Source organism: Streptomyces sp. CA-111067 (assembly GCF_050956065.1).
In the GTDB taxonomy this organism is placed as follows: Bacteria; Actinomycetota; Actinomycetes; order Streptomycetales; family Streptomycetaceae; genus Actinacidiphila.
This window is the reverse complement of sequence record NZ_CP192103.1, coordinates 1484392-1504554: the sequence shown is the minus strand read 5'-3', so window position 1 is coordinate 1504554 and position 20163 is coordinate 1484392. Positions and strand designations below refer to the sequence as shown.

The following is a 20163-nucleotide window of genomic DNA, read 5'->3' as shown; positions in this document are numbered from 1 at the left end:
TCAACCGCGCCCGGACGGCGGCACCGCGGCCGTCCACGGGCTGGACAGGCGTTGACAGGGCGTGACGGGATCGGCTTAGCCTCGTGCCAAGGCCCTGGTGGCCCGGCCGCGTTGAGGGACGCGGCAGCTGTGTGTGAAGGCATCCACTGTGTGCCTCTTCCGCGTGTCCACGGAGCCTTCGCATGCCTGCCCCTTCGCATCCCTCGTCCCCCCTTTCCTCCTCCACGGCCCCCGCCCTCTCCTCGGCGCTGCCGGCGCCGGCGTACCGCCCCGGCCGCACGCTGCATCTGGCAGCCGCGATCGAGGGGCCCGCGCGCGGGTACGGCCGGCAGCCGGCCGAGCACATCGAGCTGGCCCGGATGGCGGAGGGCGGCGCGCTGGACTTCGTCACCCTCGAAGTGCCGCCGGGCGGCGGCCCGCTGGACGCGTTCGAGCCGCTCGCCCGGGTCGCCGCGGCCACCGACCGGATCGGCCTGGTCGCGGCGGTCACCGGCGCCGAGGCCGACCCGGTGCTGGTCGCGGCGGCGGTCACCGCGCTGGACGAGGCCAGCCGCGGCCGGGCCGGCTGGGCGGTGCGGGTGCCCGGCGCCCGGGCCTGGGTGCCGGCCCAGCGGCGGACCGGCCGGCGGGTGCGGCAGCCGGGCCCGCGCGCCGAGGCGCAGTGGCGGGCGGCGGAGGCGGCGGCCGAGGCCGTGGTGCTGGCCTGGGACGGCGAGCGCGGGGCGCGACCGCCGCACGGCCGTCCGGTCACCGTGCTCGACGCCACCGAGCCCGCCGCCAGGACGGCGGTGGCCCGGCACGCCGACATCGCCTTCGTCCGTACCGCTGACCCCGAGCACGCCCGGCGGATCCGGGCCGAACTGCGGCAGGCGGCGGCCGGCGCGGGCCGCGACCCCGACCGGCTGCGGGTGCTCGCCGAGCTGTCGGTCGACCTGTGCGGCGGCGAGCTCGGCCCCGAGCCCGGCGCGCGGATCGCGCTCGGCCCGGACGGCTCGGGCGGGGTGCTGTTCGGCGGCGGCCCGGTCGATCTGGCCGAACTGATAGCGGACTGGCAGCGGTCGGGTGCGGCCGACGGCTTCCACATCCGGCCGCTGCGGCCGCGCGGGGACCTGGAGCGCTTCGTGAACGGCACCACCGCGCTGCTCCAGCACCGCGGCCTGTTCCGGTCGTTCCACCCCGGCGCGACCCTCCGCGAGCACCTGGCCCTGCACCGCCCGCCGGCCAGTCCGCAGGCCGGCCCGCCGACCGCCCGTTGAGGCCGGTCGAACCGGAGCGAACCCCTCCGCAGCGGATTCTTCTCACGGACTGAGACGTCGTCACCTCGGCGGCCGACGGTCCGACATATCGGGCGCCACGCTGGTGTGATCGTGGTTCCCGGCCGAAAGGCCCCCTTGTGTGTTACCTGTGTGGTCTGAATACTCCTTTGAGTGCTCGTCAGGCAAACCGACCGTTCGTTTATCGGTGCGCTTCTGACTGCACACCGACAAATCCCCCCTGCCTCCACCCCCACAGGAGGAACACCAGTGAAGTCCACCCGACGTATAAGGCTGATCGCCGTCAGCTCCGGCCTGCTGGCCGCCGCGGCGTTCGCGATCCCGAACGCCGACGCCAGCGCCGCTCCCCAGCCGACCGCGCACACCGCCGCCCAGCTCGCCCAGGCCGGCAGCGCCGCCAAGGCCGCGGACATCGCGGGCACGGCGTGGGCGGTCGACCCGAGCACCAACACCCTGGAAGTCAACGTCGACAGCCGGGTGACCGCCGCTCAGCTCGCCCAGCTGAAGACGTACACGGCCGCGTACGGCAACGCGGTCCACATCACCCGTGTCGCCGGCACCTTCAACAAGCTGCTCTCCGGCGGCGACACGGTGCAGACCACCCAGTGGCGCTGCTCGGTCGGCTTCAACGTCCGCAGCGGCAGTACGTACTACTTCCTGACCGCGGGCCACTGCACCGAGGGCAAACCGGCCTACTACACGGGCTCCGGTACGTACATCGGCCCGACGACCGGCACCAGCTTCCCCGGCAACGACTACGGCATCGTCCGCTACGACTCGTCCGTCGCACATGACGGCACCGTCGGCAGCCAGGACATCACCAGCGCCGCGAACGCCACCGTGGGCGAGCACGTCACTCGGCGCGGCTCCACCACCGGTGTGCACAGCGGCACCGTCCAGGCGCTCAACGCCACCGTCAACTACGGCAACGGCGAGGTCGTCTCCGGCCTGATCAAGACCAACGTCTGCGCCGAGCCCGGCGACAGCGGCGGTTCGCTCTACGACGGCACCAAGGCGATCGGCCTGACCTCCGGCGGCAACGGCAACTGCACCTCCGGCGGTACGACCTACTTCCAGCCGGTGACCGAGGCGCTCTCCGCGTACGGCGTCAGCGTGTACTGACGCTCCCTCCGCGGGCCGCTCCCCGGCTCACCCCGCACCCCGGCGCCCCCGCCTCACTCTGCTCGGCGGGGGCGCCGGTTCACGTCCGGCGCGCGTCGGGCCTGCCCGCGGCATCGAGGCCGGTGGCCGCCGGTGGGCGCTGGCAGACTGGGCGGCATGCTGGAAACGTCGGCGCGGCTGCTGCGCCTGCTCTCGCTGCTCCAGTCCCGCCGCGACTGGACGGGGCCGGACCTGGCCGAACGGCTCCAGGTCACCGCGCGCACGGTCCGCCGCGACGTGGAGCGGCTGCGGACGCTGGGCTATCCGGTGCACGCCACGTCAGGAACCGCGGGCGGCTACCGGCTCGGCGCGGGCGCCGCGCTGCCGCCGCTGCTGCTCGACGACGAGGAGGCGGTGGCCGTCGCGCTGTGCCTGCGGACCGGCGCGGGCGGCAGCGTCGAGGGCATCGAGGAGACCTCGGTACGCGCGCTGGCCAAGCTGGAGCAGGTGCTGCCGTCCCGGCTGCGGCACCGCGTCCAGGCCATGCAGGCGGTCACCATGCCGACCGGCGGCTCCCCCGCGATGGTCGGCCAGGACGTGCTGACCGTGATCGGCGCCGCCTGCCGGGACCGCGAGCAGCTGCGCTTCGACTACCTCGACCACGGCGGCACCGCCAGCCGCCGGACGGTGGAGCCGTACCGGCTGGTGCACTACGGCCGCCGCTGGTACCTGCTGGCCTACGACATCGACCGCGACGACTGGCGGACCTTCAGGATCGACCGGATAGAGCCCAGGCCGCCGGCCGGCCCCCGCTTCACTCCGCGCGAACTCCCCGAGGACGCCGCCGCCTATGTCGCCAAGGGCGTCAACGCGCGGCCCTACCGCTTCCAGGCGCTGATCATCCTGCACACGCCGGCCGAGGCGCTGCCCCGGTACGAGGAGTGGTCACGCGCCGGGATGATCACCCCGATCGACGACCACAGCTGCGAGATGCGCACCGGCTTCGAGTCGCTGGACGCGCTGGTGCTCTACACCGGGATGCTCGGCGTGGACTTCGAGGTGCGCGAGCCGCCCGAACTCGCCGACCACCTGCGGAAGGTGGCGGCCCGGCTGGTGCGGGCGGCCGAACCGGCCGGCTGACCGCGGGCCGCGCCGCGGGGCCGGCCGGGGGGCCGGCCGCAGGGCTGTGACGCCGGGTCAGCGCAGGTCGACCGTCCGGATGCCCAGATAGGTGGTGTACGAGGTCACGGTCGACGGCACCCGCAGCGCCTCCGACTCCTGGTACAGCCGGCGGACCTCGGCGAACGGGCCGCCCGCGGCGCTGAGTGCGGCCACCGTGTCGAGCAGCGCCAGCTCCTCGGGGCGCAGCGCGCTCAGCGGCTGGCCCGGCTGCGCGTCGGCCAGCCCCCAGCCGTCCCAGACCAGCACCTCCGTGCGGTTCAGCATCGCCAGGTCGCGGACCAGGTCGTCCTGGACGAACCACCAGCCCTTGAGGCCGATCAGCCCGACCCCGAACGTCTCCGGGTCCGCCGCGCCCGACCGGCAGTCCTGCCAGGCGCGCCCGGCCACGATGAACTTGTCGCCCGGCACGTCGAGCGGGTCGAAGTCGATCCCGTACGCCTTGACCAGCTCGGGCGCGGTCAACTGGGCGTCCACCAGCACCCAGCCCCGGTCGGCGTCCCAGAACTCGGTGACCCAGTGGTCGTCGTGGAAGCCGGGCTCCGGCGCGAAGTAGGTGGCGAAGCCGCCGCGCAGCCGGGCCGGGACGCCCTTGGAGCGCAGCGCGGAGCACATCAGCAGCGCGAAGTCCCGGCAGGTGCCGGCGAACCGGTGCTCGGGGCGGCGCGGCCGGTCCAGCGGCCCGTCGTCGAGCGCGCGGGCGATCGCCATGATGTCGGCGGCGTAACGGGTCTCCGCCTCCGTGCTCTTGCGCTCCGGCGGCAGCTCGTAGCCGAAGAGGTGCGCCTCCTCGCGGTGCACGAGCAGACCGCGCACCGCCTCGGCGAGCGCTCTCGGGTCGGCGGGCAGGCCGGCGAAGACGTCCTCGCCGCCGGGATCGCTGACCACACTTTGTGTTCGGTAGAATTCGAACTCGTCTTCGGCCATGAGGGGGATCCTGCCGGGATTTCCGGCCGAATTTCAACCCTGTGCGGCGAAATGGGTACCGGCTCAGTCCAGCGGGCCGCTCGTGCTGCCGGCCTCGCGGCCCCAGCCGTAGGCGCGGTCCGCGCGGAGCCGGATGACCAGCCGGTGGTCGGCGACCATCGCGGCCCGGTACTCGTCCCAGTCAGGGTGCTCGCCGGCGATGGCCCGGTAGACCTCGACCAGTTCGTCCACGGTCGCGTCGCCCGGGTCGGCCGCCACCGGCGTCAGCTCGGCGTCGCCCTCGGCGACCAGGTAGCTGCCGAACTCGGGGGTGCTGACGTAGAAGCTGGCCCGCGGGTCCCGGCGCAGATTGCGGGTCTTGGCGCGGTCGTCGGTGGCCGAGATCCGGATGGTCCTCGACGGGTCGTCATACGTGAACGACACGTTGGACAGCTGCGGCCTGCCGTCCCGCTTCAGGGTGACGAGCACCCCGGTGCCGCCCTTCTTGAGCAGGTCGAACAGTGGTCCTGCGGTGGCCTGCTGGCTCATGAATCGCTCCGGGGGTCCGTACGGGTGCGGGGTGGGCGGTGCGCGGGTGCTGGTGCCTGTGCGGGTCCGGCCGCGGGCGGTGCGGGGGCCGCGGCCGTTCCCTCGCTTGGCGAAACGCGAGGCGCGCGGCGGTTGTTCCGGGATTCCGCCGTCCGGGGGACCCGCGGGGGCCGTCAGGCGTCCGGTTCCGCCAGCGGGAACGCCATCAGGGTGGCGCCGATGCCGATCGTGCCGGGGGAGTGCGGGTGCCGCGCGGCGTCGTGCAGCTCGGTCATCAGGGCGGCCAGCCGCTCGCGGACCCCGTCCCACACCTCCGGTGTGACCCACAACTCCGCGTCCGAGGTGACCCCTTGGCCGCCGGCGGCCCGGCGCCCCGCCCGCGCCCGCAGGTTGTGTGCCAGCGCCTCGGCGATCAGCAGCGTCCCCTCGCCCTGCTGGTCGGACAGCGGTGAACCGTGCACCGCGCGGTAACGGCGCTCCCGGCCGCCCCGGTTGGCCCGTACCTCGGCCAGCTCCACCAGTCCGGCCGCGGCCAGCTGCCGCAGGTGCTGGCTGGCGAGCGCGTGCGAGATCTCCAGCTCGCGGGCGAGTTCGGCGGCGGACAGCGGCGCGTTCCACACCAGGGACACGATGCGCAGCCGTACGGGGTGGGAGAGCGCTCGCAGGAGCGGATCGGTCGCCGTCATGCGCCCATTAGACCGTCCCCTCGCGGTTTCGCCAGGTCCGGGTGGCTCCGGCCCACCGGCCGCCCGGTGCGCTGTTCGTCCCGAGAGGAACGGTTGCCACGGCGACTCCCAAGCAATAACTTGGGGGTCATGACGGTACGACGGGTGCTGGGGGACCGGAACGCGGCTGTCTACCTGGGCGGCGTCCTGGTCTCCGGCTTCGGCGACTCGGCGATGCTGCTGGTGGCCGGTATCTGGGTGAAGACGCTGACCGGTTCGAGCAGCCTCGCGGCTGCGGTGACCTTCTGCGTCTGGGCGCCCACCATGGCCGGCCCGGTGCTCGGCGTCCTCGCCGACCGGCTGCCCCGCCGGTCGCTGCTGATCTGGAGCAACGCCGGCCTCGCCGTGCTGATGCCGGTCCTGCTCGCGGTGCGCGCCGGGCGGGACGTCTGGCTGCTCTTCGCGGTCTTCTTCGTGGTCGGCGCCGCCGCCGTACTGGCGGACGCGGCCGAGGCCGGACTGGTCACCGCCACCGTCCCCGCGGAACTGCGCGGCGACTTCAACGGCCTGCGGATGACCGTCAACGAGGCCATGAAACTGCTCGCCCCGCTGGCCGGGGCGGGCCTGTTCGTGCGCTACGGCGGCAGCTCCGTCGCGCTGCTCGACGCCGCCACCTTCGTCCTCGCCGCGCTGGCCTTCGGCCGGCTGCGGGTCCGCGACCGGCCGCGGCCCGCGACGGCCGGCGGCTGGCGCGAGCAGACCGCGCAGGGCGTCCGCGCGCTGCGCGAACATCCGCTGCTGCGGCGGCTGGTGGCGGCCGGCGCGGTGGCCATGCTGCTGTCCGGGCTCAGCAGCGCCACCGTCTACGAGATGGCCGACGCCGGGCTGCACCGGCCGCCGGCCTTCGTCGGCGTCCTGTACGCGGTGCAGGGCGCCGGCTCGATCGTGGCCGGGCTGGTCGCGGGGGCCGTCATGCGGCGGCTGCCGGAACGCGCCTTCGCCGCCACCGGGCTCGTCCTGTTCACCACGGGCGCCGCCGTGCGTGCCGTCCCCTCGCTTCCGGTGGTGCTCGCCGGCACCCTCGCCGTCGGGGTCGGGCTGCCCTGGGTGATCGTCGCCGCGTTCACCGCCGTTCAGCAGCACACCGCGCCCGAGCTGGTCGGCCGGGTGGCCGCCGCCGCGGGGACGGTGGTCTTCGGACCCACCGCGCTGGCCGCCGCGCTCGGTGCGGGCCTGGTCGCCGTGGCCGACTACCGGCTGCAGCTCGCCGCGGTCGGTGTGGCGGGGCCGGCTGCCGCCTGGTTCCTGCTGGTGCGGCGGCCACGGCGGGCGGCTCCGGCGGCCGAGGCGGGGCGCGCCCCGGGCGCGGCCGGGCCGGAGGTCGAGTCGGGGGCCGGGTCAACGGTCGGGTCAACGTCCGGGGCGGAGACCGGGGTGGCGGCCGGGTCGGCGGCCGGGTCAGCGGAAGCCGGCGCCCCTGGTGCGGTGCCCGCTGCCGCTCCGGCTGCCGCCGCCGAGCGGGAAGACGGCCAGCCGCTGCCAGGCCCCGTCGAACACCAGTAGCCGGACCTCGGCCACCTGGGCCTGGAACGGCAGCCGGTCGGCGAACTCCCGCTCTATCCCGTCGTACGTCCGCTCCTCCTGGCCCTGCGCGACGGTCAGATGTGGCACCGGATCATCGAACGCCCCGCCGTAGGGCGGCGCCTCCGGCCAGCGCGCCGCCACCGCCGCGGTCAGCTCCCGGACCGGCCCGTCCGGCTGCGGCGCGAGCCACAGCGCGCCGGGGAACCGTCCGAACTCCGCGAAGCGCAGTGCGAACGGGCGGTACTCCGCGAACAGCTCGTGCAGCGCCGCCAGCACCTCCGCGTCGATCCGCCCGGCCGGCAGGAACGGGTAGAGCACCGTGAGATGCGCCGGTATGCCCTCGGCCGCGGCCGTGTCGTACCGCTCCCGCACCCCGCCGACCACCGGCTCGGCCTCCGGGACCGCGATCAGCAGCACGCTCTCGCCCACCGCCCGCGGCGGCGCCTTCCGTGTCTCACCCATGGCCCGTATCGTCCCCGCCCCGGGCCCGGGCGCGCCATCGAATACCACCTTCTGAGCGGCGTGGGTCGTGATGAACGTCATGCCGGCCGGCGGCGGCGCGGGCCGCGGTGCCAAGTCCGTTGGCGGGACGCGGAGATGGCGTACGGGCGTTCGATTCGGCCACTGTTTTCCGTGGTCGGATCGCTCGGCGTGGGCGCGTCCGAGTCGCTGACCTGGGGCGACCGCGCTAGGGTAATCGAACTGGCGTACGAGGAACGTTTCGGACGGATGGCCGAAAAGGGGCGGAGTGATGGAGGTGCGGCATGGCGGGCTTCGCCCATCTGCATGTCGCGTCCGGTTACTCCGAGCGGTACGGCGCCGCGCACCCCGAGCAGCTCGCCCTGCGGGCGGCCGAGCGGGGAATGGAGGCGCTGGCGCTGACTGACAGGGACACCGTCACCGGGGCGGTGCGGTTCGCGCAGGCGTGCGCGGAAACGGGGGTGCGGCCGGTGTTCGGGATCGACCTCGCCGTGGCCGCGCTCGCGCCGCCGCCCCCGGCCCGGCGGCGCAGGACCCCGGTGCGCGGCGGCGCCCATGTGGTCGAGCCGCCGCTGCGGTTCGTGCTGCTCGCCCAGAACCGGGAAGGCTGGGCCCGGCTGTGCCGGATCACCAGCGCCGCCCATGTGGGCACCGCGAGCCGGGCCGCCCCGGTCCAGGTGCCGTGGGACGCGCTGCGCGAGCACGGCGGCGCCGGCCTGACCGTCCTGCTCGGACCGCTCTCGGAGCCGGTGCGGGCGCTGGCGGTCGGCCGGGAGGACGTCGCGGTGCGGCTGCTGCGGCCCTGGTGGGAGATCTTCGGCGCGGGCCTGCGCCTTGAGGCGGTCGTGCACGGCCGGGCCGGCACCGGTCCCGGCTCGCTGCGGCTGGCCGCCAGGACGCTGGCCCTCGCCGACCGCACCCGTACGCCTGCGGTGCTGGCCAACGCCGTCCGCTACGCCGACGCCGAGCAGCACCGGCTCGCCGACGTCCTCGACGCCGCCCGGCTGCTGCGGCCGATCGACCGGCGGCGGCTGGACGGCGGGCAGCGCTGGCTCAAGGGCGAGGGGGAGATGGCAGGGGTGGCGCGGGAGATCGCGGAGTGCGGCGGCCTGGACCCGCGCCGGGCCGGCCGGCTGCTCGCCGACACCGCCGCCACCGCTGCCGCCTGCCGCCTCGACCCGGAGGCGGACCTCGGGCTCGGGTCACGGCACTTCCCCGAACCGGAGGTCGTCGGCGCCCGGCCAGGACCCGGCGCCGCCGCCCGGCTGCTGCGGCAGCGCTGCGCGGCCGGCCTGGCGCGGCGCGGCCTGGAACGGGACCGCGCGGTGCGGGCACGGATGGCAAGCGAGCTGGAGATCATCGGGAAGCTCGGCTACGACTCGTACTTCCTGGCCGTCGGCCAGGTCGTGGCCGACATCCGCGAGCTGGGCATACGGGTCGCCGCCCGCGGCTCGAGCGCGGGCTCGACGGTCTGCCACGCCCTCGGCATCGCCACCGCCAACCCGCTCGACCACCACCTGCTGTTCGAACGCTTCCTCAGCGAGCGGCGCGAGGGCCTGCCGGACATCGACATCGACGTGGAGTCGGAACGCCGGCTGGAGTGCTACGACGCGATCTTCCGCCGGTTCGGCCACGAGCGGGTCGCGGTCACCGCGATGCCGGAGACCTACCGGGCCCGCCGGGCGCTGCGCGACACCGGCCTGGCGCTCGGCATCGCCCCCGACGAGGTCGACCGGATCGCCAAGAGCTTCCCGCACCTGCGGGCCTGCGACATCACCGGCGCGCTCGCCGAACTCCCCGAGCTGCGCGGACTCGCCGCCGAGGCCGGGCGGTACGGGCCGCTGTGGGAGCTGGCCGAAGGGCTCGACTCCCTCGTCCACGGCATGGCCATGCACCCCTGCGGAGTGATCATCAGCGACGCCACCCTGCTGGACCGCCTTCCCGTCCAGCCGACCCCGCAGGGCGACTACCCGATGGCCATGGCGGCCAAGGAGGAGGTCGAGACCCTGGGCAACATCAAACTGGACGTGCTGGCGGTGCGGATGCAGTCCTCAATGGCGCACGCGGTCGCGGAGGTCGAGCGCGTCACCGGGAAGCGGATCGACCTCGACGACGGGAAGCAGGTCCCGCTGGACGACGTCTTCGCCTTCAAGCTGATCCAGGAGAGCCAGACCATCGGCATGTTCCAGCTGGAGTCGCCCGGCCAGCAGGACCTGCTCTCCCGGTTGCAACCGCGGGACGTGCAGGACGTCATCGCCGACATCAGCCTCTTCCGCCCCGGCCCGGTGCAGGGCGGCATGCCCGAGCGGTACATCGCCGCCCGGCACGGCGGCGTCCCGCACTTCGCACACCCGGCTCTCGAACCGGTGCTCGCCGACACCTACGGGGTGACGATCTGGCACGAGCAGATCATCGAGACGCTGGACGTGATGACCGGCTGCGGCAGGGACCGGGCGGAGGTGGGCCGGCGGCTGCTCGGCGTCCGGGAGAAGCTGCCGGAGATCCGGGACTGGTTCCACCGCGCGGCTGCCGCCCGCGGTTTTTCCGCCGGAGTCCGCGACGAGGTGTGGGCGACGGTCGAGTCGTTCGGCGCCTACGGCTTCTGCCGGGCGCACGCGGTGGCGTTCGCGGTGCCCGCCCTCCAGTCGGCCTGGCTGAAGGCACACTACCCGGCGTTCCTGCTGGCCGGGCTGCTGGAGCACGACCCGGGCATGTGGCCCAAGCGGGTGATCGTCTCCGACGCCCGGCGCCGCGGGGTGCCGCTGCTGCCGGTCGACGTCAACCGTTCGGCGGCGGAGCACACCGTGGAGCGGACGGAGGACGGCCGGTGGGGGGTGCGGCTCGCGCTGTCCGGGGTGCGCGGGATCAGCGCGGAGGAGTGCGCACGGATCGCCGCGGGGCAGCCGTACGGGTCGCTGTCCGACTTCTGGCAGCGGGGCAGGCCCAGCCGCCCGCTGGCCGAACAGCTCGCCGGGATCGGGGCGTTGGACGCCCTGCACGACGGGCGGCTGACCCGGCGGGACCTGCTGCTGCAGATCACCGAGCTGCACCGGCAGTCCCGTACCCGCGGCGCGGCCGCCGGGCAGCTGCCCTTCACCACCGACGCGATCGGCGCCGCCGAGCCCGGCGGGCTGCCCGAGATGACCGGGCGGGAGGCGCTCGGCGCGGAACTGCACACCCTCGGCATCGATGTCTCCCGGCATCTGATGGAGTACCACCACCGGCTGCTGCGGGAGATCGGCGCGACCGACGCCGCCCACCTGGCCGGCCTGCCCGCCGGCCGGCAGATCCTCGTGGCCGGGATCCGCTCCTCGACCCAGACCCCGCCGATCGCCTCGGGCAAGCGGATCATCTTCGTCACCCTGGAGGACGGCTCCGGGCTGATCGACCTCGCCTTCTTCGAGGACTCCCACGAGGCCTGCGCGCACACGGTCTTCCACTCCGGGCTGCTGCTGGTCCGCGGCACCGTCCAGGTGCGCGGCACCCGCCGGACCATCGTCGGCACCATGGCCTGGGACCTGGAGCAGATCGCCGTCACCCGGCGGGACGACGGCCCCGAGGCCGCCCTCGCGCTGCTGGGGGCGGACGGACCCCATCCGACGCCGGCGCAGCCGGGGCGCACCCTGGCCAACGGCACCACCGGCGCCCGGCTGCACCCCTACGCCGACCTCCAGCCCGCCGGCTCCCGCACCGCCGACCTGCGCAAGCTCGGCCACCGCAGCCCGGGCAGTGCGGGGTGAGGGCGCGTCACATCGCCCACATCCACCTGCTCGCCGACGTCGGCGAGGAACGCTACGAGCAGGTGCTGGAGCTGCTGGGCGGCCTCACCCCGTACGTCCAGGCATTCCCGCCCGACGCGGCGCAGCTCGACCTGACCTCGGCACTGCGCTACTTCGACAAGAGTCCTTACGAGGTGGCGCAGATGGCGCGGATGCGGGTCGCGGCCCTGTACGGCATCGAGACCAGCGCGGGGCTGGCGAGGAACCCGATGCTGGCGGCCATGGCGGCGGCGGCCTCCCCGCCCGGGCGCACCACCCGCATCCCCGGCGACCAGGAGGCGGTGGACACCTGGCTGGGGCCGATGCCGGTGATCACGCTGCCCGGAGTCGGCCGGGCCACCGCGGCCACGCTCGGCAGCTACGGGCTGCACACCATCGGCCAGGTCGCGGGTGTTCCCGCGGTCACCCTCCAGCGGATCCTGGGCGCCGCCCCCGCCCGGCTGCTCGCCGAGCGCGTCCGCGGCAACGACCCCCGCCCCGTCACTCCGCAGGCGCCCGCGGCGCACCTGACCGCCGACCGGGTGCTCGACCGCGACTGCCTCGACCCCACGCACCACCACCGCGCCGTACTCGGCCTCGCCGAGGAGCTCGGCCGCAGGCTGCGGACCGGGACCCAGGTCGCCGGCCGGCTCGCGCTCACCCTCCGGTACGCCGACCGCAGCGCCACCACCCGGACGCGCACGCTGCCCGAACCCACCGCCCACTCACCGCTGCTGGCCGCCACCGCCCTGGGCATCCTGGCCTCCCTCGGCCTGCAACGCGCCCGGGTCCGCGGCTACGCCCTGACCGCCGACCGCCTGCTGCCCACCGCCGCCGCCACCCGCCAACTCAGCCTCGACCCCGCCGACACCCGCGCCCGCGCCGCCGAGGCCGCCTCGGACCGCGCCCGCCACCGCTTCGGTCCGACCGCGGTGAGCCCGGCGACCCTCGCCGCCGGCGGCGAGTAGGCGCACCGTTTTTTTACTCGCACGTAACTTCCCACTCCTTGCTACTCGTGCGTAACTTGTCATGAGCCCGGCAACAGTGATCCGGATCACAGGGGTGCAAAGTGTCCTATGGACACTCATTTCCCTACCTGCGAGGAGATCACATGAAGCTGCCCTGGCGACGGCTGCTGGCCGCGTTCTCGTTGGCCGCCGCGATGGTGTTGGCCCCCACGGCCGCCGCCTCCGCCTCTGTATCCGCCCACTCGGCGCCTACCAGTGGCTGGAACAACTTCTCCTGCCATCCATCGGCCCAACACCCCCGTCCTGTGGTCCTGGTGCACGGCACCTTCGCCAACGGCACCGACAACTGGCTCGCCTTCGCCCCCTACCTGGTGAGCCGGGGCTACTGCGTCTACTCGTTCGACTACGGCATGCTGCCCGGCATCCCGCTGATCGGCGGCCTCGGCCCGATCCCGGCCTCCGCGCAGCAGCTGTCCGACTTCACCGACCGGGTGCTCGCCGCCTCCGGCGCGGCCAAGGTGGACATGGTCGGTCACTCGCAAGGGGGAATGATGCCCCGGTACTACCTGCGCTTCCTCGGCGGCGCCGCCAAGGTGAACGCGCTGGTGGCACTGGCCCCCGACAACCACGGGACCACGCTCGACGGGCTGACCAAGATCCTGCCGTACTTCCCCGGCGCGGCGGCCGCCCTGACCGCGATCACCCCCGGCCTGACCGACCAGGTGGCCGGCTCGCCCTTCCAGCAGAAGCTCAACGCCGGCGGTGACACCGTGCCCGGGGTGCACTACACGGTGATCTCCACGATCTACGACGAGGTCGTCACCCCGTACACGACGCAGGCGCTCTCCGGGCCCGACGTCCACAACGTCGTGCTGCAGAACCTGTGCGCGGCCGACATCTCCGAGCATGTCGCCATCGGCCTGACCGACCGGATCGCCTTCCATGAGGCGGCCAACGCGCTCGACCCGGCGCACGCCACCCCGACGACCTGCCTGTCGGCGTTCAGTTAGCCCACGGGGGCGATATCTGCGAGCCGTCGGCCATCGTCGCTGTCAGTCCGATGCTCGTGGTGACCCACATGCGGGCCGGCTCCTCCGTCTCATTGGCGAGGCCGATGGAGGAGCCGGGCGGGGCCACCGCCGCGTCGCCCGGGGTCAGGGTCCTGGTCTCGCCGTCGATGGACAGCTCCAGCCGGCCCGACAGCAACAGGAAGACCTCCTCGCGGGAGACCCGGTGTGTCGGGCCCTGGGCGCCCGGCGGCAACTCCGTGCGCCAGGCGCACAGTTCGCGGCTGCCGCGAGCCGGGGACACGCAGGACTCGAAGCGCGTTCCGTGCATCTCGTGGACGACGGCCTCGGTCGAGGAAACAAAAGGCATGACGACCCCCTGATCGCAGGTCCGTGAGGACCTTGAGAAGATAGGCAAGAAACTTACTCAAGTTCCTTGCCTATATATTCAAGCAGCTTGCCCACCGTGTCAAGCTGCTCCTGTGAAGAAGTCCGATGCCATAAGCCTGAGCCACGCGCTCCTCTCCGCCGCGGCCTCGCTCCTCGAAGACATTCACAAGGGCACGATGGTCCGCGGGTTCGAGGATCTGCGCCCCACCCACGGCTTCGTCTTCGTCCGGCTCTCCGAGCGCGGGGCCACCGTGACCGAGATCGCCGACCACCTCGGAGTCACCCGCCAGGCGGCCAGCCAGATAGTGGACGAGCTGGAGCGCAAGGGCTACGTGGAGCGCCGTCCGCACCCCGACGACGCCCGCGCCCGGCTCATCCTGCTGACCCCGCGCGGCCGGCGGTGCACCGAGGCGGCCGAGTCGGCGGCGCAGGAGTCCATGGAGCCCTGGGAGGACATCCTGGGCGAACCCCGCCTGCTGGCCCTGCGCGACGAACTGCTCAGGCTCGCCCCCGGGGGCCCCATCCGTCCTGCCTGGTGAGGGCTGTTGTCAGTGCCGGGTGGCAGGCTCTCCTCATGACCGGCGACCCGGCCGCGCCCGAGCGGCACCAAGCACCCGAGCCGCACCACGAACCTGAGCCGCGCCACGCAGGCGAGCCGCACACCAGGCCCGAGCGGCACACCGAAGTGGTCGACGTCCACCTGCTCCTGCTGCGCGGCCGGCAGGTGCTGCTGGCCCGGCGGGCGAACACCGGCTATGCCGACGGGCTGCTGCACGCGCCGTCCGGGCACCTGGAGGAGGGCGAGGACGTGAGAAGCGGCATCATCCGCGAGACCGCGGAGGAGATAGGCGTCCAGCTGGCGGCGGCCGAGACCGAGGTCGCGCTGGTGATGCAGCACCGCGCGCCGGGCGGCAACTCGCGGATCGGCTGGTTCTTCACCGCCCGGTACGACCCCGCGCGCGAGCCGGTCAACAACGAGCCCGACAAGTGCTCGGAGCTGGGCTGGTACCCGCTGGACGCGCTGCCGGACGACATGGTCGCCTACTGCCGGGCGGGCATCGACGCCTACCTGGCCGGGCAGCGCTTCGTGCTCCACCTGCACGAGGGCGGCGACACGATCGCCCATGACCCGGCCGGGCCCGGCCGGGCGGTGCCGCTGGCGCCTTCGGCTGTGCCAGGATCCGGGGCATGAGCCTGGAGATCACCATCGACGCGGACTCGGCCACCGCTCCGTACGAGCAACTGCACCGGCAGATCGCCCTGGAGGCGCGCGAGGGCCGGCTGCCGGTCGGCTACAAGCTGCCCACCGTGCGGGGGCTCGCCGAGCAGTTGGGGCTCGCGGCGAACACGGTGGCGAAGGCGTATCGCGCCCTTGAGGCCGACGGGGTGATCGAGACGCGCGGCAGGCACGGCAGCTTCGTCGCCGCCGGCGACGCGCGGGCCCGCGAGGTGGCCGCCGCCGCGACCGCGTACGTCGAGCGCACCCGCCGGCTCGGCCTGGACCAGCAGGCCGCCCGCGCCGCCGTGGAGGAGGCGCTGCGCGCCGCCTACGGCGACCCGCGCGGATAGTTCCACCGCCCGGGGTTGACCTTCTCCCTGGGGCAAGCCGCACCGTGGACGCGTGAGCAACACGCGGACCGGCCCGGCGGGCCAGGTCCATGACCTGGGGAGGAACCGGATGAACGAGCGCTGCGTCGTCCTCGACATCGGCGGGGTGCTGGAGATCACCCCCGCGACCGGCTGGGACCGGGCGTGGGAGGAGCGGCTCGGCCTGCCGCCCGGAGCGCTGGACGAGCGGCTGCACGACGTGTGGGAGGCCGGCGAGGTCGGCGCGATCACCGAGCCGCAGGTGCGGGCGCGGATCGCGGCGCGGCTCGGAATTGACGCCCACCGGACCGACGCGCTGATGGCCGACCTGTGGACCGAGTACCTCGGTTCGCCCAACGAGGAGCTGATCGCCCATGTCCGCACCCTGCGGTCCCGCTGCCGGCTCGGCATCCTCAGCAACAGCTTCGTCGGCGCGACGGAGCGCGAGGAGCAGCGCTACCACTTCGGCGAACTGGTCGACGAGATCGTCTACTCGCACGAGATCGGCGTCCGCAAGCCCGACCCGCGAGCCTTCGAGGTGACCTGCGACCGGCTGGCCGTCCGTCCGGCCGACTGTCTCTTTGTCGATGACTGCGCCGTGAACATCGAGGCGGCCGAGGCGTTCGGCATGCGGGCCGTGCTGTTCACCGAGAACGCGGAGGTGATGGCACGCGTGACCGAGCACCTGCGAACCCTGGAGGCCGGCCCTCCGCAGGCCGGCTCTTCGCAGCCCGGCCGTCCGGAGGAGGAACGGGCATGGAGCTGCTGACCATCGGCGCCTTCGCCAGGGCGTCCCGGCTGTCGCCGAAGGCGCTGCGGCTGTACGACGACCTGGGGCTGCTGACCCCGGCCCGGGTGGACCCGGACACCGGGTACCGGCACTACGACCCGGGCCAGTTGGAGCAGGCGCGGCTGGTGGCGTGGCTGCGCCGGATCGGTATGCCGCTGGCTCTGATCCAGCAGGTGTGCCTGCTGCCGCCGGCCGAGGCGGCGCGCGAAGTCGGCTCGTTCTGGGCCCGGACCGAAGCCGAGACCGCCGCCCGGCGGGATCTGGCCGCATTCCTCGTCGACCATCTGAACGGGAAGGACCGCCTCATGTCCACGACCAACCCGCTTGGCATCCGCTACGCCGCGCTCTCCGACGCAGGACTGGTCCGGGAGAGCAACCAGGACACCGCCTACGCCGGTTCGCGGCTGCTCGCCGTCGCCGACGGATTCGGCCGGGCGGGCGCGCCCGCCGGGGCCGCCGCCGTCGAGGTGTTCAGGCGGCTCGACACCGACGGCATCGAGGCCATGCCGGCCGGCGACCTGCTCAACGTCCTGCAGGACGCGGTCGATCAGGCCGGCCGGGCGGTGACGGAGGTGGCCACCGCCGGGCCGGCGGCGGAGGCGGACGCCGGCACCACCCTCACCGCGATGCTCTGGACCGGCTCGCAGCTCGCCCTCGTCCACATCGGCGACTCGCGCGCCTACCTGCTGCGTGACGGCGAGCTGTTCCAGATCACCCACGACCACACCATGGTCCAGTCGCTGCTCGACGACGGGCGGCTCACCCCGGAGGAGGCCGCCTCGCACCCGCAGCGTTCGCTGCTGGCCCGCGCGCTCGGCGCGCACCCCGACATGACTCCCGACATCCGGCTGCACGAGGTGCGCCCGGCCCACCGCTACCTGCTGTGCTCCGACGGCCTGTCCGCGGTGGTGCCGGCCGACGAGATCCACCGGGTGGTCACCGCGCCCGGCGATCCCGAGCAGGCGGTGCGCGGCCTGGTGGCGCTGGCCAATGCCGCCGGCGGCCCCGACAACGTCAGCTGCGTGGTGGCCGACGTCTTCGAGCCGGCCGCCTGACCGGAGGCCACCGGGCGCTCGGCCGGCCCGGCGCAACGGCCCCACGCGTAACGGGCCCACGCGTAACGGCCCCAGGCCCAACGGCCCTACGCGTAACGGGACCTACCGGCGAGGCCCTTACAGGTACAGGCCGTCCGCCGCCTGGGCCTGGAGCGGCAGGGCGGCCGTGGCGCCGCGCCGCAGGGCGTAGAGCTCGGCGAGGGTGGCGCCCTCCCGGCCGACGCCCTCGGGGGTGCCGAGCCAGTTGACGGCCTCGTCGCGGGTCAGCGGGCCGACCTCGATCCGGGCCAGGCAGCGCCCGGGGCGGACGACCGCGGGATGCAGCCGTTCCAGATCCTCGTTGGTGGTGATGCCGACCAGCACGTTGCGCCCCTGGCCGAGCAGCCCGTCGGTGAGGTTCAGCAGCCGGGACAGGGCCTGGCCCGTCTGGTGCTTGGCCTGGCCGCGGATCAGCTCGTCGCAGTCCTCGAGCAGCAGCAGCCGCCAGCGTCCGCCGGCCGTGCCGTCGTCCTCGCCGATGGCGATGTCCATCAGGTAGCCGACGTCGTTGAACAGCCGCTCCGGGTCCAGGACGCAGTCGACCTGGCACCAGTCGCGCCAGGAACGGGCCAGGGTGCGCAGCGCCGAGGTCTTGCCGGTGCCGGGCGGGCCGTGCAGCAGGAGCAGCCGCCCGGTGATGTCGTCCGCGGTGAGCTTCATCAGGCCGTCCATCGCGTCGGCGACCGGCGCGGTGTAGTTGGCCCGCAGGTCCTCCCAGGTGGCGGCGGAGATCTGCCGGGTGGTGCGGTGCGGTCCGCGGCGCGGCGAGACGTACCAGAAGCCCATGGTGACGCTCTCGGGCTGCGGCTCCGGCTCGTCCTCCGCGTCGTCGGTCGCCGACTTCAGCACCTGCTCGGCGAGTTCGTCGGTGACGGCGGCCACCGTGACGTCGGCGCCGCGGTTCCAGCGTGAGATCAGTACCGTCCAGCCCTCTCCCTCGGCGAGGATGGCGCTGCGGTCCTTGTCGCGGGCCTGGCGCAGCACCACTGCGTCCGGCGGGAGCAGGGTGAGCCCGGACTTGACGCTCTCCAGCGAGGCGCCCCGGGAGTACGGCTGCTGGCCGGAGGTGAAGCGGCCGAGGAACAGCGCGTCCACCACGTCGGAAGGCGAGTCGCTGTCGTCCAGCCGGAGGTGCACGGGCAGGGCGAGGTGCGGCGCGCTCGGCGCGGCGGCCGGGTTGTTGCCGGAGTCGGTGGGCGGCACTTGCCTCCTCGGATCACGGGGTATCGCGGACATGCCGTCCATGATCCGGCACATGGGCCCGATTCGCCCAGCCTTTTTCCGTGCCGGACGTCACACCTGAACGTGGTTCACATGCTCGGAACACGGCTCGCCCGTACCCCGTTCGGCGGTCGCGCCGCCGCCGCGTATCACTCGCCGCAGCGGGGGCAGCAGGCACAGCGCGGCGCTGACCACGGTGACGGCCACCAGCCCGCCGTCGACCGACCACATGCGCAGCGCGAGCATCCCGGCGGCCAGCACCAGGTCAAGCGTCACGCCGGCCGCCGTGGCCAGCACGGCCCGGCCCAGCGGGTCGGCGTCCGGGAGCAGCAGCGCGACCGCGAGGGTGGGCGCGACGAACAGATAGAAGAGCGTGAACGGTGCCCGGACGGGCGAGGCCAGGTGGGTCAGCGTGAGCACCGTGCCCGCCGCGCAGATGGCCGAGGCGGCCCCGACGGCGACCGCGGTCTGCGCCGAACGGGTGGTGGCGCGAACGGAGTTGCTAGTGGAGAAGGGGAGCGGGCCGTCGTGGCCGGTGAACTCCCGGTCTGTCGGTGGCATTGGCGACTTTGCCCCCCAATCACGCCGGATGCGGGGATTCACCTTCGCGTGCCCTGGACAGGTACGTCAAGGATTCGACGGACATCCAGGACAAGGATGGTGACTGGCCATCAGCATTCATGCGCATGACATCTCCCGCGATCGTTACCAGTCGGTACGACGAATGGGGCGGAAAACCTGCTAAGGGAGATTTCATGAGATTTTCCCGCTTTGCCGCAGCTGTTTCCGCACTGATCATCACATCCGTGCTCGCCCTCGTCGGAGCCGGCCCCGCGCACTCCGCGGCCCACGCCTACGCCGCCCTGGGCGACTCCTACGCGGCCGGCGTGGGCTCCGGCAGCTACGACAGCGCCAGTGGCGACTGCGAACGGAGCACCAAGGCGTATCCCGCCCTGTGGGCCGCGGACCACAGCCCCTCGTCGTTCGCGTTCACCGCCTGCTCGGGAGCCAGGACCGGTGACGTCGTCAAGAAGCAGCTCGGCCAGGTCAGTTCGGCCACCACGCTGATCAGCGTCACCATCGGCGGCAACGACGCCGGGTTCTCCGACGTCATGAGCACCTGCGTCTTCAACTCCGAGAGCTCCTGCCTGAGCCGGGTCGCGCAGGCCCGCGCGTTCGTGGACAAGAGCCTGCCGGCACTGCTCGACACCGCCTACGACGCGATCCACGCCAAGGGGCCCGACGCCCGTGTGGTCGTGGTCGGCTACCCGCGCTTCTACGCGGTGCCCGGCGACTGCGTCGGCGGTCTCAGCGACGCCGCGCGTTCGGCCGTCAACGGGGCGGCCGACGACCTGGACGGGGTGATCGCCAAGCGGGCCGCCGACCACGGCTTCGCCTTCGCCGACGTACGCGACCGCTTCACCGGGCACGAACTGTGCTCCGGGTCGCCGTGGCTGCACAGCGTGACCCTGCCGGTGGACGAGTCGTACCACCCCACCGCCGCGGGCCAGTCCGGCGGCTACCTCCCGGCGTTCAGCGCTTCCGCCTGATCGGGGTACGTCAGTACGTCGACACGTCGGTATTCGAACACCCGCCCCCGTCGGACCTGT

19 protein-coding genes and 1 pseudogene are annotated in these 20163 nt (G+C 73.6%); 13 read left to right on the top strand and 7 right to left on the bottom strand.

Annotation, left to right across the window (positions count from 1 at the left end):
• Nucleotides 1-182 precede the first annotated feature (182 nt).
• The 3 genes from ACQPW6_RS06575 to ACQPW6_RS06565 all read left to right on the top strand — a co-directional run bounded on the left by ACQPW6_RS06575 (nt 183) and on the right by ACQPW6_RS06565 (nt 3515).
• Nucleotides 183-1256 carry an LLM class flavin-dependent oxidoreductase gene (locus ACQPW6_RS06575; RefSeq protein WP_433888589.1) on the top strand — a complete coding sequence of 358 codons (1074 nt, stop codon included), beginning with the start codon at nt 183-185 and terminating at the stop codon, nt 1254-1256.
• Between the two features lie 267 nt (nt 1257-1523).
• A complete protein-coding gene (locus tag ACQPW6_RS06570; RefSeq protein WP_433888588.1) occupies nt 1524-2396 on the top strand; it encodes a S1 family peptidase in 873 nt (290 codons plus the stop codon).
• A 156-nt stretch (nt 2397-2552) separates the two neighbouring features.
• Nucleotides 2553-3515 (top strand): helix-turn-helix transcriptional regulator, encoded by a 963-nt coding sequence (locus ACQPW6_RS06565; RefSeq protein WP_433888587.1) that lies wholly within the window; start codon nt 2553-2555, stop codon nt 3513-3515.
• A 57-nt stretch (nt 3516-3572) separates the two neighbouring features.
• Here the strand turns inward: ACQPW6_RS06565 and ACQPW6_RS06560 are convergent, their stop codons facing one another.
• From ACQPW6_RS06560 to ACQPW6_RS06550, 3 genes are all read right to left on the bottom strand, one after another.
• Nucleotides 3573-4481: a transglutaminase-like domain-containing protein gene (locus ACQPW6_RS06560; RefSeq protein ID WP_433888586.1), complete on the bottom strand. Its 909-nt coding sequence runs from the start codon at nt 4479-4481 to the stop codon at nt 3573-3575.
• Nucleotides 4482-4544: 63 nt separating this feature from the next.
• The gene (locus tag ACQPW6_RS06555) at nt 4545-5009 is read right to left on the bottom strand and encodes a PPOX class F420-dependent oxidoreductase (protein WP_433888585.1); all 465 of its coding nucleotides are present in this window, start codon (nt 5007-5009) and stop codon (nt 4545-4547) included.
• Nucleotides 5010-5182: 173 nt separating this feature from the next.
• The gene (locus ACQPW6_RS06550; protein ID WP_433888584.1) at nt 5183-5695 is read right to left on the bottom strand and encodes an ArsR/SmtB family transcription factor; all 513 of its coding nucleotides are present in this window, start codon (nt 5693-5695) and stop codon (nt 5183-5185) included.
• A gap of 129 nt (nt 5696-5824) precedes the next feature.
• Between ACQPW6_RS06550 and ACQPW6_RS06545 the strand changes: the two genes are divergently transcribed.
• On the top strand, nt 5825-7237 hold the full coding sequence (locus ACQPW6_RS06545) for an MFS transporter (RefSeq protein ID WP_433888583.1): 1413 nt from the start codon (nt 5825-5827) through the stop codon (nt 7235-7237).
• Here the strand turns inward: ACQPW6_RS06545 and ACQPW6_RS06540 are convergent.
• Nucleotides 7133-7720, bottom strand: coding sequence for a 2'-5' RNA ligase family protein (locus ACQPW6_RS06540; RefSeq protein ID WP_433888582.1), 588 nt, complete (start codon nt 7718-7720; stop codon nt 7133-7135). The genes ACQPW6_RS06545 and ACQPW6_RS06540 overlap by 105 nt on opposite strands.
• A 302-nt stretch (nt 7721-8022) precedes the next feature.
• On the opposite strand from ACQPW6_RS06540, the gene ACQPW6_RS06535 reads away from it, so the two are divergent.
• From ACQPW6_RS06535 to ACQPW6_RS06525, 3 genes are all read left to right on the top strand, one after another.
• Nucleotides 8023-11478, top strand: coding sequence for a DNA polymerase III subunit alpha (locus tag ACQPW6_RS06535; protein WP_433888581.1), 3456 nt, complete (start codon nt 8023-8025; stop codon nt 11476-11478).
• Nucleotides 11475-12464: a DNA polymerase Y family protein gene (locus ACQPW6_RS06530; RefSeq protein WP_433888580.1), complete on the top strand. Its 990-nt coding sequence runs from the start codon at nt 11475-11477 to the stop codon at nt 12462-12464. The genes ACQPW6_RS06535 and ACQPW6_RS06530 overlap by 4 nt, the downstream gene beginning before the upstream one ends.
• 143 nt (nt 12465-12607) lie before the next feature.
• The gene (locus ACQPW6_RS06525) at nt 12608-13474 is read left to right on the top strand and encodes an esterase/lipase family protein (RefSeq protein WP_433888579.1); all 867 of its coding nucleotides are present in this window, start codon (nt 12608-12610) and stop codon (nt 13472-13474) included.
• Here the strand turns inward: ACQPW6_RS06525 and ACQPW6_RS06520 are convergent.
• Nucleotides 13467-13841: a cupin domain-containing protein gene (locus tag ACQPW6_RS06520; RefSeq protein ID WP_433888578.1), complete on the bottom strand. Its 375-nt coding sequence runs from the start codon at nt 13839-13841 to the stop codon at nt 13467-13469. The genes ACQPW6_RS06525 and ACQPW6_RS06520 overlap by 8 nt on opposite strands.
• Before the next feature lie 112 nt (nt 13842-13953).
• Here ACQPW6_RS06520 and ACQPW6_RS06515 point away from each other — a divergent pair, with 112 nt between their 5' ends.
• From ACQPW6_RS06515 to ACQPW6_RS06495, 5 genes and pseudogenes are all read left to right on the top strand, one after another.
• Nucleotides 13954-14400 (top strand): MarR family winged helix-turn-helix transcriptional regulator, encoded by a 447-nt coding sequence (locus ACQPW6_RS06515; protein WP_433888577.1) that lies wholly within the window; start codon nt 13954-13956, stop codon nt 14398-14400.
• Between the two features lie 128 nt (nt 14401-14528).
• Nucleotides 14529-15053: pseudogene (locus ACQPW6_RS06510) on the top strand (NUDIX hydrolase); the annotation flags it as partial.
• Nucleotides 15050-15430 (top strand): GntR family transcriptional regulator, encoded by a 381-nt coding sequence (locus tag ACQPW6_RS06505; protein WP_433888576.1) that lies wholly within the window; start codon nt 15050-15052, stop codon nt 15428-15430. The pseudogene ACQPW6_RS06510 and the gene ACQPW6_RS06505, both read left to right, overlap by 4 nt.
• Nucleotides 15431-15539: 109 nt before the next feature.
• Entirely contained in the window at nt 15540-16217 is a 678-nt protein-coding gene (locus ACQPW6_RS06500; protein WP_433894443.1) for an HAD family hydrolase, read from the top strand.
• The gene (locus ACQPW6_RS06495; RefSeq protein ID WP_433888575.1) at nt 16205-17293 is read left to right on the top strand and encodes a MerR family transcriptional regulator; all 1089 of its coding nucleotides are present in this window, start codon (nt 16205-16207) and stop codon (nt 17291-17293) included. Before ACQPW6_RS06500 ends, ACQPW6_RS06495 begins: the two co-directional genes overlap by 13 nt.
• A gap of 117 nt (nt 17294-17410) precedes the next feature.
• Here ACQPW6_RS06495 and ACQPW6_RS06490 read toward each other — a convergent pair whose 3' ends face one another.
• Both ACQPW6_RS06490 and ACQPW6_RS06485 read right to left on the bottom strand, forming a co-directional pair.
• A complete protein-coding gene (locus ACQPW6_RS06490) occupies nt 17411-18577 on the bottom strand; it encodes a DUF5925 domain-containing protein (protein WP_433888574.1) in 1167 nt (388 codons plus the stop codon).
• Between the two features lie 48 nt (nt 18578-18625).
• The gene (locus ACQPW6_RS06485; RefSeq protein WP_433888573.1) at nt 18626-19114 is read right to left on the bottom strand and encodes a hypothetical protein; all 489 of its coding nucleotides are present in this window, start codon (nt 19112-19114) and stop codon (nt 18626-18628) included.
• A 194-nt stretch (nt 19115-19308) separates the two neighbouring features.
• On the opposite strand from ACQPW6_RS06485, the gene ACQPW6_RS06480 reads away from it, so the two are divergent.
• Nucleotides 19309-20103 carry an SGNH/GDSL hydrolase family protein gene (locus tag ACQPW6_RS06480; protein WP_433888572.1) on the top strand — a complete coding sequence of 265 codons (795 nt, stop codon included), beginning with the start codon at nt 19309-19311 and terminating at the stop codon, nt 20101-20103.
• Nucleotides 20104-20163: the final 60 nt, after the last annotated feature.

Bases quoted from the DNA above. Each gene is read 5' to 3' on its own strand.
- ACQPW6_RS06575 (WP_433888589.1), top strand. From the start codon at position 183: ATGCCTGCCCCTTCGCATCCCTCGTCCCCCCTTTCCTCCTCCACGGCC.
- ACQPW6_RS06565 (WP_433888587.1), top strand. From the start codon at position 2,553: ATGCTGGAAACGTCGGCGCGGCTGCTGCGCCTGCTCTCGCTGCTCCAG.
- ACQPW6_RS06560 (WP_433888586.1), bottom strand. From the start codon at position 4,481: ATGGCCGAAGACGAGTTCGAATTCTACCGAACACAAAGTGTGGTCAGC.
- ACQPW6_RS06555 (WP_433888585.1), bottom strand. From the start codon at position 5,009: ATGAGCCAGCAGGCCACCGCAGGACCACTGTTCGACCTGCTCAAGAAG.
- ACQPW6_RS06550 (WP_433888584.1), bottom strand. From the start codon at position 5,695: ATGACGGCGACCGATCCGCTCCTGCGAGCGCTCTCCCACCCCGTACGG.
- ACQPW6_RS06545 (WP_433888583.1), top strand. From the start codon at position 5,825: ATGACGGTACGACGGGTGCTGGGGGACCGGAACGCGGCTGTCTACCTG.
- ACQPW6_RS06540 (WP_433888582.1), bottom strand. From the start codon at position 7,720: ATGGGTGAGACACGGAAGGCGCCGCCGCGGGCGGTGGGCGAGAGCGTG.
- ACQPW6_RS06535 (WP_433888581.1), top strand. From the start codon at position 8,023: ATGGCGGGCTTCGCCCATCTGCATGTCGCGTCCGGTTACTCCGAGCGG.
- ACQPW6_RS06525 (WP_433888579.1), top strand. From the start codon at position 12,608: ATGAAGCTGCCCTGGCGACGGCTGCTGGCCGCGTTCTCGTTGGCCGCC.
- ACQPW6_RS06520 (WP_433888578.1), bottom strand. From the start codon at position 13,841: ATGCCTTTTGTTTCCTCGACCGAGGCCGTCGTCCACGAGATGCACGGA.
- ACQPW6_RS06505 (WP_433888576.1), top strand. From the start codon at position 15,050: ATGAGCCTGGAGATCACCATCGACGCGGACTCGGCCACCGCTCCGTAC.
- ACQPW6_RS06500 (WP_433894443.1), top strand. From the start codon at position 15,540: ATGAACGAGCGCTGCGTCGTCCTCGACATCGGCGGGGTGCTGGAGATC.
- ACQPW6_RS06495 (WP_433888575.1), top strand. From the start codon at position 16,205: ATGGAGCTGCTGACCATCGGCGCCTTCGCCAGGGCGTCCCGGCTGTCG.
- ACQPW6_RS06490 (WP_433888574.1), bottom strand. From the start codon at position 18,577: ATGGACGGCATGTCCGCGATACCCCGTGATCCGAGGAGGCAAGTGCCG.
- ACQPW6_RS06485 (WP_433888573.1), bottom strand. From the start codon at position 19,114: ATGCCACCGACAGACCGGGAGTTCACCGGCCACGACGGCCCGCTCCCC.
- ACQPW6_RS06480 (WP_433888572.1), top strand. From the start codon at position 19,309: ATGAGATTTTCCCGCTTTGCCGCAGCTGTTTCCGCACTGATCATCACA.